Genomic DNA, 12,666 nt, shown 5'->3' with positions numbered 1-12,666 from the left:
AGACCAAGACGTCACGGTCTTGTGAGGATTGAGCGTGACGCCTGGATCACACAGCTGCTTCACACGCCCGTACCCGTGCGGCCGCCGCCGGGACGGCCGCCACCCCGGTGTCCGTCGGACCCGGGGCGGGGATCAGACCCGGGGCAGGGACTCCAGGGCGAGGCCGCCCTCGATGGCGAGGATGCGGTGCAGCCGGGTGGCGACGAGCAGCCGCTGCATCTGGGGTGGCACCCCGCGCAGCACGAGGCGCCTGCCGCAGCGGCCGGCCCGTCGGTGGGCGCCCATGATCACGCCGAGTCCGGTCGCGTCCCAGGAGTCGAGGCCGGTCAGGTCGAGCACGAGATCGCCGACACCGTCGTCGACGGCCGAGTGCAGGACCGTACGGGCGTCCGCCGCGCTGCGGACGTCGAGGCGGCCCCCGACGACCAGCTCGACGTGGTCGCCCCTGATATGCATATGTGCTCCCCGAGAGTGCTCCGTCTTCGCAACAACTGACTGCCGTGACAGCAGAAGCGTTGCGCCTTGTCAGCGAACCGGTACCTGAATTCACCCCACGGGGTGAGGCGGGGTGGCGGGTCCGGCTCAGTACTTGTAGAAGCCCTGCCCGCTCTTGCGTCCGATGTCACCCGCGTCCACCATCCGGCGCATCAGCTCCGGCGGCGCGAACTTCTCGTCCTGGGACTCCGTGTAGATGTTGTTGGCGGCGTTCACCAGGATGTCGATGCCGGTGAGGTCGGCCGTGGCGAGCGGGCCCATGGCGTGGCCGAAGCCGAGCTTGCAGGCGATGTCGATGTCCTCGGCGGTGGCGACGCCCGACTCGTGGAGCTTGGCGGCCTCGACGACGAGGGCGGAGATGAGCCGGGTGGTGACGAAGCCGGCGACGTCGCGGTTGACGACGATGCAGGTCTTGCCGACGGACTCGGCGAACTCCCGGGCGGCGGCGAGGGTCTCGTCGCTGGTCTTGTAGCCGCGGACGAGCTCGACGAGCTGCATCATCGGCACCGGCGAGAAGAAGTGGACGCCGACGACTGCCTCGGGACGCTCCGTCACCGCGGCGATCTTGGTGATCGGGATCGCGGAGGTGTTGGAGGCGAGGACGGCGCCGTCCTTGACGATCTTGTCGAGCGAGCGGAAGATCTCGTGCTTGACGTCGAGGTTCTCGAAGACGGCCTCGACGACGATGTCCGCGTCGGCGACGGCTTCGAGCTCGGTCGTGGCGGTGATCCGGCCGAGCGCCGCCTCGGCGTCGGCGGCGTCCAGCTTGCCCTTGGCGACGAACCGCTCGTACGACGCCTTGATGCCGTCGGTGCCGCGGGTGAGGGCGGCGTCGGTGACGTCACGCAGGACGACGTCCCAGCCCGCCTGTGCCGAGACCTGCGCGATGCCGGACCCCATGAGTCCGGCCCCGATGACGGCGAGCTTCCTGGCCACGATGTTCCACCCCTTAACGCCTGTTCACTTCTGGCTCTCCGGCGGAGATTAGCGGTACGGAGCCGCCATGTGACCGTGAAGTAATGCGCGTCACGCCCTCTTTGACGGACGTCACACTCACGACACCCCGTTCGGGCGTCCCGGCGGCCGCCGGGTGCCCGGCGTGCGTGCGCGAGGGTCGTCACCGCTCGCGTACGGCGTAGCCCAGGACCCTCTCGCTCAGCAGCTCCTCGATCTCGTCGAGGAGCACGAGTGCCTTGCGCGAGACGGCTGTCGCCTTGCCTCCCGTGGTCATCTCGCGGGTGATGAAGCCGACGGCGGTGTTCTCGATCCAGGCGAGCTGCCCGCCGACGAGGAACGGCAGCGGGTCGTCGGCGGGCGCGCCGGTCTCCTCCCGGAGCACGGCGACCACGGCGTCCTGCACCTGCTCCTGGACGTGGAAGAGCCGGGCCTTGAGGGTGGGGGCGTGCTCGATGACGTTCATGAAGGCGTCGAAGCCGTCCATGAGTCCGTACGCGGGTGAGACGGCGCCGATGTCCTGACGCAGTCCGCGCAGCACGGCACGGGCGGCGGACTCCCCCCGGTCGCGTCCCCGGATCATCCGGGCGAGGCGCTGGGTGACGCCGTCCATCCGGTCGAGGAAGAGGTCCTCCTTGGCCGGGAAGTAGTTGTACACGGTGTTGACGGAGACGTCCGCCGCCTCGGCGACGTCCGCGACGGTCACGTGGGCGAAGCCCCGTTCCAGGAACAGCCCGGTCGCGATGTCCGAGATCCGCTGCTTCGTCTCGCGCTTCTTGCGTTCCCTGAGTCCCTCGGCCATGCGCCCATCCTAGGCTCCCTGAAACTTCAGTGACGCTCTATTTTTGGTGACATTGCAAAATTTCAGTGACTCTGTTTTCGTAGTCGCCATGCCCATCATCAGTACGGCCGGGCTCGCCCGGACCTTCACTACCAGGAACGGCACCGTCGAGGCCGTCCGCGGGATCGACCTGACCGTCCGGCCCGGCGAGATCGTCGGACTGCTCGGACCCAACGGCGCCGGGAAGACCACCACGCTCCGGATGCTCACCACGCTCCTCCCGCCCACGGCAGGCGCCGCCACCGTCGCCGGCCACGACCTCGTACGGGACCCCGCCGCCGTACGCCGGCGCATCGGGTACGTCGCCCAGTCCGGCGGCCTCGACCCCCAGGAGACCGTCCGGTCGGAACTCGTCACCCAAGGCCGGCTCTACGGCATGAGCCGTGCCCGCGCTGCGGCCCGCGCCGAGGAACTCGCCGCCGACCTGGGCCTCACCGAATTCCTCGACCGCGCGACCCCGGCGCTCTCCGGCGGCCAGCGGCGACGGCTCGACCTCGCGATGGGGCTCACCCACCGGCCGGAGCTCCTCCTCCTCGACGAGCCGACGACGGGGCTCGACCCCGGCAGCCGCGCCGACCTGTGGGCCCTGGTGCGAAGGCTGCGCGACGAGTACGGCACCACCGTCGTCCTCACCACCCACTACCTGGACGAGGCCGACGCACTCGCCGACCGGCTGGTGATCGTGGACAAGGGCACGGTCGTCGCCGAGGGCAGCCCCGCCGCGCTCAAGGCCGCTCACGGCGCGACGACGCTCCAGGACGCCTTCCTCGCCATCACCGGCCGGGGCCCGGCCCCCGTCGACACCACTCCTGTAGCCGTCTAGGGGGGTGTCGTGCCGATCAGGCCGGGCTCGCGGCGTCTGACACCGCGCCTCGCCGCGTTGCCGTCGGTTGCCATGGCTCCGCCATGGCGCCCTCCTCCGCCTTGCGATCCACGGCACCAGACCCCGCTCCCTGATCCGGCCTGACCGACAAGACACCCCCTAGGACCACTGATGCTTCTCCACGACACCGCGCTCCTCTTCGGGCGCTACGCCCGCCAGACCCTGCGCTCCCCCTTCCAGATCTTCTTCGGCGTCCTGATGCCGCTGCTCTACCTCTTCTTCTTCGGGCCGCTGCTCACCGGCCTCCCGCTCGGCCGCGAGGGCGATTCCTGGCAGGTCCTCGTCCCCGGCCTGCTGCTCCAATTGGGGCTCTTCGGCGCCTCGTTCGCCGGTTTCTCGATCATCATGGAGAAGAACTGGGGCGTGTTCGACCGGATGCGGGTCACCCCCGTCAGCCGTCTCGCCCTGCTCCTCGGCCGGGTCCTGCGGGACGCCGCGCTCTTCGTCTTCCAGGCGGTCCTGCTCGTCCTGGTGGCGCTGCCGATGGGCCTGCGGGCTCCGCTCGCCGGGATCCTGATCGGCTTCGGCTTCGTGGCCCTGCTGTCGGTGGCGCTCGCCTCGCTCTCGTACGCGCTCGCCCTCAGGCTGCGCACCCCCCAGTCGTTCGGCCCCGCGATCAACACGCTCGCGATGCCGGCGATGCTGCTGTCGGGCCTGATGCTGCCGATGACGCTCGCCCCCGGCTGGCTCGACGCGCTCTCGCACGTCATGCCGTTCCGCTACCTGGTGGACGCGGTCCGCGAGGCGTACGTCGGCCACTACACGACACCGGCCCTGCTCCACGGGGTGCTCGTCGCCCTGGGAGTGGCGGCACTGGCAGTGACGGTGGGCACACGGACGTTCCGAAGCTCCGGCGCGTAACTACGCTTGGCCCCATGGTCAATCTGACGCGCATCTACACCCGTACCGGCGACCAGGGCACCACCGCCCTCGGCGACATGAGCCGGACCGCAAAGACGGATCCGCGGATCTCGGCGTACGCCGACGCCAACGAGGCCAACGCCGCCATCGGTACGGCGATCGCCCTCGGGCAGCTCGACGAGGAGGTCGTGAAGGTCCTCGTCCGGGTCCAGAACGACCTGTTCGACGTGGGAGCGGACCTCTGCACGCCGGTGGTGGAGGACCCGAAGTACCCCCCGCTCCGCGTCGAGCAGAGCTACGTCGACAAGCTGGAGGCCGACTGCGACCGCTTCCTCGAGGAGCTGGAGAAGCTGCGCTCCTTCATCCTGCCGGGCGGCACGCCCGGCGCTGCCCTGCTGCACCAGGCGTGCACGGTGGTCCGGCGGGCCGAGCGCTCCACCTGGGCGGCCCTGGAGATCCACGGGGAGACGATGAACACCCTGACCGCGACCTACCTCAACCGCCTCTCAGACCTTCTCTTCATCCTTGCCCGTACGGCGAACAAGGAGGTCGGGGACGTGCTCTGGGTCCCGGGCGGGGACCGCTGAGCCGTCTTCCGAGATCCCCTCCGGGGCCTTCTTCGGCCAGATCGCGTAGCTGAGCGCGATCAGGCCGTGGATGCCCGCCGCCCGCCAGGCGAAGAAGATCCAGCTCCGCAGCCCGTCCGTGTTCCCGTCGTCGCCGACGTACCAGATCGCCAGGAGCAGCAGGCCGGACGCGACGGCCGCGGCGACCACCGAACCCAGCCAGACCGCGCCCTCGTGCCGGGCGCGCGCCATGCCGTACCGCGGCGGCTTCACGGGCGGCGGCGCGCCGCCGAAGCGGTGGGCGGCGTGGCCGTCGAGCCACTTCACGGTCCGGTGACCGTGGCCGACGGTATAGCCGATGTAGACGGCGGCGAGGCCGTGCTTCCAGCTGGGATCGGCGCCGTTCTTCAGGTCGATCGCGGTGACGACGAGGAGCAGCACCTCCAGGAGCGGCTCGCACAGCAGCAGCGCGGCACCCGTCCGGGGCATCTTCAGGAGGTAGCGGGCGGCGAGGCCCGCGGCCAGCAGGACCCAGAAACCGATCTCACAGACGACGATCAGCGTGACGATCACGACGGTTCCCCTTTCGGTTCCCCTTCAGCGTCCCGTGGGATCCGGCCGCGTTCGTCGTCGCCGGTGACGAAGTGCGTCTACATCCTTCGGCGGAGGGCCGGATCGGCCCGGACGAGGAGGTCGCCCGGCGGGCGGCCGTGTTGGATGAGTACGTGACGCTCCCCCGCCCCGCACTCCCCCGCCCGCACCGCGTCGACCTGCTCATCGCGGCCTGCGGACTCGCCGGCGGACTGCTCCTGTGGTCGTTCGGGCTGTACGTGACGTTCGACCACGTCTTCGGGCAGCGCTGGGCGACGCTGATCCCGCTGACCGTGATGGCCGCGACGGAGACCGTGCGCCGTACCGCTCCCCGGTTCGCCCTGATCGTCGCCACCCTCGCGATCGTCGGCGACCAGCTCACCAACGGCAATCTCGCCACGGTCCTGATGTTCACGGACGTGGTCTACGCGGCGGTGCTGTACGGCACACCCGCCCAGGCCCGGCGCATCCCGTACGTCATGGGGCTGATCACCGTCGCGACGACGGGCGCCTTCCTGGTCTGGTGGCAGAACGCGATCGCGCTGCTCGTGGGCGCGCTGACCGGCATGGTCTCCTTCCTGCCCGCGGTGACGGGCTCGATCGTGCGCAACCACAGGAACGCGGCGGAGGCCGCCCGGCTACGGGCCGAGCAGACGGCGCTGCTCGCCGAGATGGACCGGGCGCAGGCGGTGGTGGCGGAGCGGGCCCGGATGGCGCGGGAGCTGCACGACATGGTGGCGAACCATCTCTCGGCGATCGCGATCCACTCGACGGCGGCGCTCTCCCTCGACGATCCGGGGACGACCCGGCAGGCCCTGACGGTGATCCGGGAGAACAGCGTGGCGGGCCTGGCCGAGATGCGGCGGCTCATCGGGCTGCTCAGGGACAGCGGCGCGGAGACGGAGCCGGCCGCCGCGCCCACCCTGGCCGCCCTCGACGCGCTGGTCGCGCAGGCGGGGCCGAACGGCGACCCCGCCGGGCTGACCTTCGTCCTGGACGACACCCGGGAGTCGGCGGGAACGCCGCCGGCTCCGGTGGAGCTCGCCGCGTACCGGATCGTGCAGGAGGCGCTGACGAACGCCCTCAAGCACGCGGCCCCCGGCGAGGTGCGGATCACGCTCGCGCAGGGCCCGGACGCGCTCTCCGTGGAGGTGTCGAGTCCGTACGGGGAGCGCCCGGGGCCGACCGCCCCGGGTTCGGGCGCGGGTCTGGTGGGGATGCGGGAACGGGTGGCCCTGCTCGACGGGGTCTTCGAGGCCGGTCCGGTGTCGGACGGCGAGGGGCGGAAGCGATGGCGGGTACGGGCGGAGCTGCCCATGGACAGGAACGACGAGGACCGGACATGACGGTGCGGGTGGTGGTCGCGGAGGACCAGAACGCGGTGCGGGCGGGGCTCGTCCTCATCCTGGGCAGCGCGCCGGACATCGAGGTGGTCGGGGAGGCCCCGGACGGCGAGCGCGCGGTGGAGCTGGCCCGCGAACTCCGTCCGGATCTGGTCCTGATGGACGTGCAGATGCCGAGGATGGACGGGGTGACGGCGACGGGCATCGTGGTCGCGGAGGGCCTCGCGGACGTCCTCGTCCTGACCACCTTCGATCTGGACGAGTACGTGTTCGGGGCGCTGCGGGCGGGCGCGGCGGGTTTCCTGCTGAAGAACGCGGACGCGCGGGAGCTGATCGAGGCCGTACGGACGGTGGCGCGCGGCGAGGGCCTGATCGCCCCCGCGGTGACCCGGCGCCTCATCGCCGAGTTCGCGGCGACGGGCCGTCCCGTACGGACGTCGGATCCAGGGATCCTCACCTCGCTCACTCCCCGGGAGCGCGAGGTGCTCTCCGCGCTCGGGCGGGGCCTGTCGAACGCGGAGATCGCGGTACGGCTCGACATGGCGGAGGCGACGGTGAAGACGCACGTCAGCAAGGTGCTGGGGAAGCTGGAGCTGCGGAGCAGGGTCCAAGCGGCGGTGCTCGCGCAGGAGTTGGGGGTCTGAGGGGGCGGCGGTGACGTTGGTCTGGACCTCTTGACGATTGGTACAGACCTTCCTACGCTCGCGGGGCGCGCGCATCTTCACGGACCACCCCCACCCATGTCCGTCCGCAACTTGAGGAGCACCGTTGAGCACTCAAGCACCGACGCGCAGAACAGGGTTCAGACACCGGGCCGCCGCCGGTCTGACCGCCCTGATCCTGCCGCTGGCCGCCATGGTCGGCCTCGCCACCCCCGCCGAGGCCGCCGCATCGGCCACCGCCACCTACACCAAGGCCTCCGACTGGGGCACCGGCTTCGAGGGCAAGTGGACGGTGAAGAACACCGGCACCACCACCCTCTCCTCCTGGACCGTCGAGTGGGACTACCCCGCCGGCACGGCCGTCACCTCCGCCTGGGACGCCACCGTCACCGGCTCGGGCACCCACTGGACCGCCAAGAACGTCGGCTGGAACGGCACCCTCGCCCCCGGCGCCAGCATCTCCTTCGGCTTCAACGGCACGGGGACCGGCTCCCCGACCGGCTGCAAGGTCAACGGGGGCCCCTGCGACGGCACCAGCCAGCCGGGCGACAACGCCCCCTCGGCCCCCGGCACCCCCGTCGCCTCCGCCGTCACCGACACCTCGGTGAAGCTCACCTGGACGGCCGCCACCGACGACAAGGGCATCAAGAACTACGACGTCAAGCGTGACGGCGCCACGATCGCCACGGTCACCGGGCTCACGTACACCAACACCGGCCTGACCGCCGGCACCGACTACAGCTACACGGTCGTCGCCCGCGACACCATCGACCAGACCGGCCCGGCGAGCGGTGCTGCCTCCGTCCGCACGACGGGCGGCGGGACCAACCCGCCGGTCGGCAACACCGTGAAGATGGGCTACTTCACCAACTGGGGCGTCTACGGCCGCAACTACCACGTGAAGAACATCGTGACCTCGGGCTCCGCGTCCAAGATCACCCACATCAACTACGCCTTCGGCAACGTCACGGGCGGCAAGTGCACCATCGGCGACGCCTACGCCGACTACGACAAGGCCTACACCGCCGACCAGTCCGTCGACGGCGTCGCCGACACCTGGGACCAGCCGCTGCGCGGCAACTTCAACCAGCTGCGCAAGCTGAAGAAGGCCTACCCGAACATCAAGATCCTCTGGTCCTTCGGCGGCTGGACCTGGTCCGGCGGCTTCGGCCAGGCCGTCCAGAACCCGGCCGCCTTCGCCCAGTCCTGCTACGACCTCGTCGAGGACCCGCGCTGGGCCGACGTCTTCGACGGCATCGACCTCGACTGGGAGTACCCCAACGCCTGCGGTCTGTCCTGTGACACCAGCGGCGCCGCGTCCTTCAAGAACATGATGCAGGCCATGCGCGCCAAGTTCGGAGCCAACAACCTGGTCACCGCGGCCGTCACCGCCGACGCCTCCGCCGGCGGCAAGATCGAAGCCGCCGACTACGCGGGCGCCGCGCAGTACATGAACTGGTTCAACGTGATGACGTACGACTTCTTCGGCGCCTGGGCGGCCAAGGGCCCGACGGCCCCGCACTCCCCGCTCACCTCGTACGCCGGCATCCCGCAGGCCGGCTTCAACTCCGCCGAGGCCATCGCCAAGTTCAAGGCGAAGGGCATCCCCGCCAACAAGCTGCTCCTCGGCATCGGCTTCTACGGCCGCGGCTGGACCGGCGTCACCCAGTCCGCCCCCGGCGGCACGGCGACCGGCCCCGCGGCCGGCACCTACGAGCAGGGCATCGAGGACTACAAGGTCCTCAAGGCCTCCTGCCCGGCCACCGGCACCGTCGCGGGCACCGCGTACGCCCACTGCGGCACCAACTGGTGGAGCTACGACACCCCGGCCACGGTCACGTCCAAGATGAGCTGGGCGAAGAACCAGGGCCTGGGCGGCGCCTTCTTCTGGGAGTTCAGCGGTGACACCGGCAACGGTGAACTCGTCGGAGCCATCAACAACGGCCTGAACTAGCACGTACGACAGGCCGCGAACGACGAAGCGGGGGTCGGCGCAGCACGCCGACCCCCGCTTCCTCACGTCTCTTACGCGACGTTCACCCGTTGCCCGGGAGGCGCCGCCTCCAGCCAGGCCATGAAACCGGTCCGCGCGTCCTCGCTCATCGCCAGCTCCAGCCGCACGCCCTCGTACATACAGGGCTGGATCACCGCGTCGGAGAGCAGCGCGAGCTCCTCCTCGCCCTCCGGCATCCGGCGCTCCAGGGCCACGATGGACGAGCGCTCGAGGACCCGGCGCGGCCGGGGAGCGTACGAGAAGACGCGGAACCAGGCGATCTCGTCACCGCTGTAGCGGGCGACACCGTAGACCCAGCCCTTGCCGGTCGGGTCCGGCTCGTCGGGGACGTTCCAGTGCAGGGAGCAGTCGAAGGTGCCGCCGGCACGCTGGATCAGCCTGCGGCGCAAGCCGAAGACGAAGAGCCCGATCACCACCAGTGCGACGACCAGGCCGCACACGAGCAGAGCGAGGAACATCTTCACCGACCTCCTCGCTGCGTCCCGTAGCCGGCACCGCCGGCACAACCGAATACAACCTGCATCTGCATCGCCTCAGCCGCGACACGGTCTGGAAAATTCCGACCGTGCCGCGGCTGAGGGCACTACTACTCGGCGCGGACCGTCAGCGGACCGCTACCGCGCGCAGCCGGACATCGGCGCGCCGCTCGGCGGCAGCGTCGGAATCCGCCTTCGCACGCTCCAGCGCGCGCTCGGCGCGCTGGGCGTCGATCTCGTCCGCCAGCTCGCAGATCTCCGCGAGCAGAGACAGCTTGTCGTCGGCGAAGGAGATGAATCCGCCGTGGACGGCCGCGACGACGGTCGCGCCCTCACTGGTACGGATGGTCACCGGGCCCGACTCCAGCACACCGAGCAGCGGCTGGTGGCCGGGCATGACGCCGATGTCGCCGGAGGTGGTACGCGCGATGACCAGGGTGGCCTCGCCGGACCAGACACTCCGGTCCGCGGCGACCAGCTCGACGTGCAGCTCAGCAGCCAAGGGTGGCTCCTCGGGTCACCACCCGGCGGTCGTGCCGGGTGTTGGGGTCAATTCTAGTGGGCGTGGTGAGGGGGGCGGGACGGACCCGCCCCCCTCGGGAGAGCACGGGGCTCAGGAGACGCCGAGCTCCTTGGCGTTGGCCTTGAGGTCCTCGAGGCCACCACACATGAAGAACGCCTGCTCGGGGAAGTGGTCGTACTCACCGTCGCAGATCGCGTTGAACGCGGCGATCGACTCGTCGAGCGGAACGTCCGAACCGTCCACACCGGTGAACTGCTTCGCCGCGTGGGTGTTCTGGGACAGGAAGCGCTCGACACGCCGGGCGCGGTGGACAACGAGCTTGTCCTCCTCGCTCAGCTCGTCGATACCGAGGATCGCGATGATGTCCTGGAGGTCCTTGTACTTCTGCAGGATTCCCTTGACGCGCGTGGCGGCGTCGTAGTGGTCCTGCGCGATGTAGCGCGGGTCCAGGATCCGGGACGTGGAGTCCAGCGGGTCCACGGCCGGGTAGATGCCCTTCTCGGAGATCGGACGGGAGAGAACCGTCGTCGCGTCGAGGTGGGCGAAGGTGGTGGCCGGAGCCGGGTCGGTCAGGTCGTCCGCGGGGACGTAGATCGCCTGCATCGAGGTGATCGAGTGACCACGGGTCGAGGTGATGCGCTCCTGGAGGAGACCCATCTCGTCGGCCAGGTTCGGCTGGTAACCCACCGCGGAGGGCATACGGCCGAGCAGGGTCGACACCTCGGAACCGGCCTGGGTGAAGCGGAAGATGTTGTCGATGAAGAACAGCACGTCCTGCTTCTGCACATCGCGGAAGTACTCCGCCATGGTCAGACCGGCGAGGGCCACGCGCAGACGGGTGCCCGGGGGCTCGTCCATCTGGCCGAAGACCAGCGCGGTCTTGTCCAGAACGCCGGCCTCCTCCATCTCCACCATGAGGTCGTTGCCCTCACGGGTGCGCTCGCCGACGCCCGCGAAGACCGACACACCGTCGTGCAGCTTGGCCACACGGACGATCATTTCCTGGATCAGAACGGTCTTGCCGACACCGGCACCACCGAACAGACCGATCTTTCCACCCTTGACGTACGGGGTGAGAAGGTCGACGACCTTCAGGCCGGTCTCGAACATCTCGGTCTTGGACTCGAGCTGGTCGAAGGCCGGGGCCTTGCGGTGGATGGTCCAGCGCGGCGCGTCGGCCACGGTGGACTCGTCGTCGTTCAGCACCTGGCCGAGCGTGTTGAACACACGACCCTTGGTGACGTCACCGACCGGGACGGTGATGCCCGTGCCCGTGTCGGTCACCGGGGCCTGGCGGACCAGACCGTCGGTGGGCTGCATGGAGATGGCGCGGACGACGCCGTCACCGAGGTGCTGGGCGACCTCGAGGGTCAGCGTCTTGGTCGCGCCCTCCTCGGTCGGGTCCATGACCTCGACGTGCAGGGCGTTGTAGATCGCCGGCATCGCGTCGACGGGGAACTCCACGTCGACGACCGGGCCGATGACCCGGGCGACGCGGCCCGTGGCGGCGGCCGTCTCAACAGTGGTCGTCATTACTTGTCACTCCCCGCGGTCGCGTCGGCCAGGGCTGCGGTGCCACCGACGATCTCGCTGATTTCCTGGGTGATTTCGGCCTGGCGGGCCGCGTTGGCAAGTCGGGAGAGATTGTTGATCAAGTCTCCCGCGTTGTCGGTGGCCGACTTCATCGCGCGGCGCGTGGCGGCGTGCTTGGAGGCAGCCGACTGGAGCAGCGCGTTGTAGATCCGGCTCTCGACGTACCGGGGCAGCAGGGCGTCGAGGACGTCCTCCGCCGACGGCTCGAAGTCGTACAGCGGACGGAGCGTGTCCGTGTCGCCTGCTTCCTTCGCCACCTCATCGAGGCTGAGGGGCAGCAGCCGGGCCTCGACCGCCGTCTGCGTCATCATCGAGACGAACTCGGTGTAGACGATGTGGAGCTCGTCCACACCACCCTCGGCCGTGTCCTTCTCGATCGCCTCGATCAGCGGTGCCGCGATCGTCTTGGCGTCGCCGTACGACGGCTGGTCCGTGAACCCGGTCCACGTACCGGCCAGCTTCCGCTCGCGGAAGTTGTAGTGCGCGATGCCACGACGGCCGACGACGTAGACGGTGACCTCGCGGCCCTCGCCCTCCAGCTTCGCCGTCAGCTTTTCCGCCGCCTTGATGGCGTTGGAGTTGAAGGCGCCGGCCAGACCGCGGTCGCTCGAGAGGAGCAGGACCGCGGCACGGATCGGGTTCTCCGCCTCGGTGGTCAGCGGGTGCTTGTCATTGGCACCCGTGGCCACCGCCGTGACCGCGCGGGTCAGCTCGGTCGCGTACGGAGTCGACGCCTGTACCTTGCGCTGCGCCTTGACGACACGCGAGGCGGCGATCATCTCCATCGCCTTGGTGATCTTCTTCGTCGCGGTGACGGATTTGATGCGACGCTTGTAGACCCGGAGCTGCGCTCCCATGAGTCAG

At 69.8% G+C, this 12,666-nt stretch carries 14 protein-coding genes; 6 read left to right on the top strand and 8 right to left on the bottom strand.

Features of this window, described 5'->3' with window-relative positions; all coding sequences use genetic code 11:
• Window positions 1-132: 132 nt before the first annotated feature.
• From ACIA8N_RS08840 to ACIA8N_RS08830, 3 genes are all read right to left on the bottom strand, one after another.
• A complete protein-coding gene (locus ACIA8N_RS08840; RefSeq protein ID WP_030210572.1) occupies window positions 133-456 on the bottom strand; it encodes an STAS domain-containing protein in 324 nt (107 codons plus the stop codon).
• Between the two features lie 126 nt (window positions 457-582).
• Window positions 583-1,431: a 3-hydroxyacyl-CoA dehydrogenase family protein gene (locus ACIA8N_RS08835; RefSeq protein ID WP_030210575.1), complete on the bottom strand. Its 849-nt coding sequence runs from the start codon at window positions 1,429-1,431 to the stop codon at window positions 583-585.
• A 181-nt stretch (window positions 1,432-1,612) separates the two neighbouring features.
• Window positions 1,613-2,251, bottom strand: a complete 639-nt coding sequence (locus ACIA8N_RS08830; RefSeq protein ID WP_365782041.1) for a TetR/AcrR family transcriptional regulator — start codon at window positions 2,249-2,251, stop codon at window positions 1,613-1,615.
• A gap of 88 nt (window positions 2,252-2,339) precedes the next feature.
• Between ACIA8N_RS08830 and ACIA8N_RS08825 the strand changes: the two genes are divergently transcribed.
• The 3 genes from ACIA8N_RS08825 to ACIA8N_RS08815 all read left to right on the top strand — a co-directional run bounded on the left by ACIA8N_RS08825 (window position 2,340) and on the right by ACIA8N_RS08815 (window position 4,621).
• The gene (locus ACIA8N_RS08825; protein WP_365782043.1) at window positions 2,340-3,113 is read left to right on the top strand and encodes an ATP-binding cassette domain-containing protein; all 774 of its coding nucleotides are present in this window, start codon (window positions 2,340-2,342) and stop codon (window positions 3,111-3,113) included.
• 171 nt (window positions 3,114-3,284) lie between these two features.
• Window positions 3,285-4,034 (top strand): ABC transporter permease, encoded by a 750-nt coding sequence (locus tag ACIA8N_RS08820; RefSeq protein ID WP_365782045.1) that lies wholly within the window; start codon window positions 3,285-3,287, stop codon window positions 4,032-4,034.
• A gap of 14 nt (window positions 4,035-4,048) precedes the next feature.
• Window positions 4,049-4,621, top strand: a complete 573-nt coding sequence (locus ACIA8N_RS08815) for a cob(I)yrinic acid a,c-diamide adenosyltransferase (RefSeq protein ID WP_030210599.1) — start codon at window positions 4,049-4,051, stop codon at window positions 4,619-4,621.
• Here ACIA8N_RS08815 and ACIA8N_RS08810 read toward each other — a convergent pair.
• Entirely contained in the window at window positions 4,541-5,173 is a 633-nt protein-coding gene (locus ACIA8N_RS08810; RefSeq protein WP_365782048.1) for a hypothetical protein, read from the bottom strand. The genes ACIA8N_RS08815 and ACIA8N_RS08810 overlap by 81 nt on opposite strands.
• A gap of 152 nt (window positions 5,174-5,325) precedes the next feature.
• Here ACIA8N_RS08810 and ACIA8N_RS08805 point away from each other — a divergent pair, with 152 nt between their 5' ends.
• The 3 genes from ACIA8N_RS08805 to ACIA8N_RS08795 all read left to right on the top strand — a co-directional run bounded on the left by ACIA8N_RS08805 (window position 5,326) and on the right by ACIA8N_RS08795 (window position 9,150).
• Window positions 5,326-6,537 (top strand): histidine kinase, encoded by a 1,212-nt coding sequence (locus tag ACIA8N_RS08805; RefSeq protein WP_365782050.1) that lies wholly within the window; start codon window positions 5,326-5,328, stop codon window positions 6,535-6,537.
• Window positions 6,534-7,178 (top strand): response regulator transcription factor, encoded by a 645-nt coding sequence (locus ACIA8N_RS08800; RefSeq protein ID WP_365782052.1) that lies wholly within the window; start codon window positions 6,534-6,536, stop codon window positions 7,176-7,178. Before ACIA8N_RS08805 ends, ACIA8N_RS08800 begins: the two co-directional genes overlap by 4 nt.
• Before the next feature lie 124 nt (window positions 7,179-7,302).
• On the top strand, window positions 7,303-9,150 hold the full coding sequence (locus tag ACIA8N_RS08795; protein WP_399415977.1) for a glycosyl hydrolase family 18 protein: 1,848 nt from the start codon (window positions 7,303-7,305) through the stop codon (window positions 9,148-9,150).
• 71 nt (window positions 9,151-9,221) lie between these two features.
• Here the strand turns inward: ACIA8N_RS08795 and ACIA8N_RS08790 are convergent, their stop codons facing one another.
• The 4 genes from ACIA8N_RS08790 to ACIA8N_RS08775 all read right to left on the bottom strand — a co-directional run bounded on the left by ACIA8N_RS08790 (window position 9,222) and on the right by ACIA8N_RS08775 (window position 12,659).
• The gene (locus tag ACIA8N_RS08790) at window positions 9,222-9,668 is read right to left on the bottom strand and encodes a DUF2550 domain-containing protein (protein ID WP_030553537.1); all 447 of its coding nucleotides are present in this window, start codon (window positions 9,666-9,668) and stop codon (window positions 9,222-9,224) included.
• 145 nt (window positions 9,669-9,813) lie between these two features.
• Complete coding sequence (locus tag ACIA8N_RS08785; protein ID WP_030210616.1) at window positions 9,814-10,188, bottom strand: F0F1 ATP synthase subunit epsilon; 375 nt, start codon at window positions 10,186-10,188, stop codon at window positions 9,814-9,816.
• Between the two features lie 111 nt (window positions 10,189-10,299).
• Complete coding sequence (gene atpD, locus ACIA8N_RS08780) at window positions 10,300-11,742, bottom strand: F0F1 ATP synthase subunit beta (protein WP_030210618.1); 1,443 nt, start codon at window positions 11,740-11,742, stop codon at window positions 10,300-10,302.
• Window positions 11,742-12,659 (bottom strand): F0F1 ATP synthase subunit gamma, encoded by a 918-nt coding sequence (locus tag ACIA8N_RS08775; protein WP_359214658.1) that lies wholly within the window; start codon window positions 12,657-12,659, stop codon window positions 11,742-11,744. Before ACIA8N_RS08775 ends, atpD begins: the two co-directional genes overlap by 1 nt.
• Window positions 12,660-12,666 lie beyond the last annotated feature (7 nt).

Source organism: Streptomyces sp. NPDC051822, from assembly GCF_044452745.1.
GTDB lineage: Bacteria > Actinomycetota > Actinomycetes > Streptomycetales > Streptomycetaceae > Streptomyces.
This window is presented reverse-complemented; position numbering and strand designations above follow the sequence as displayed.

Coding starts and splice junctions, on each gene's coding strand:
- ACIA8N_RS08830 (WP_365782041.1), bottom strand. CDS start 2,251: ATGGCCGAGGGACTCAGGGAACGCAAGAAGCGCGAGACGAAGCAGCGG.
- ACIA8N_RS08840 (WP_030210572.1), bottom strand. CDS start 456: ATGCATATCAGGGGCGACCACGTCGAGCTGGTCGTCGGGGGCCGCCTC.
- atpD (WP_030210618.1), bottom strand. CDS start 11,742: ATGACGACCACTGTTGAGACGGCCGCCGCCACGGGCCGCGTCGCCCGG.
- ACIA8N_RS08825 (WP_365782043.1), top strand. CDS start 2,340: ATGCCCATCATCAGTACGGCCGGGCTCGCCCGGACCTTCACTACCAGG.
- ACIA8N_RS08820 (WP_365782045.1), top strand. CDS start 3,285: ATGCTTCTCCACGACACCGCGCTCCTCTTCGGGCGCTACGCCCGCCAG.
- ACIA8N_RS08790 (WP_030553537.1), bottom strand. CDS start 9,668: ATGTTCCTCGCTCTGCTCGTGTGCGGCCTGGTCGTCGCACTGGTGGTG.
- ACIA8N_RS08775 (WP_359214658.1), bottom strand. CDS start 12,659: ATGGGAGCGCAGCTCCGGGTCTACAAGCGTCGCATCAAATCCGTCACC.
- ACIA8N_RS08815 (WP_030210599.1), top strand. CDS start 4,049: ATGGTCAATCTGACGCGCATCTACACCCGTACCGGCGACCAGGGCACC.
- ACIA8N_RS08800 (WP_365782052.1), top strand. CDS start 6,534: ATGACGGTGCGGGTGGTGGTCGCGGAGGACCAGAACGCGGTGCGGGCG.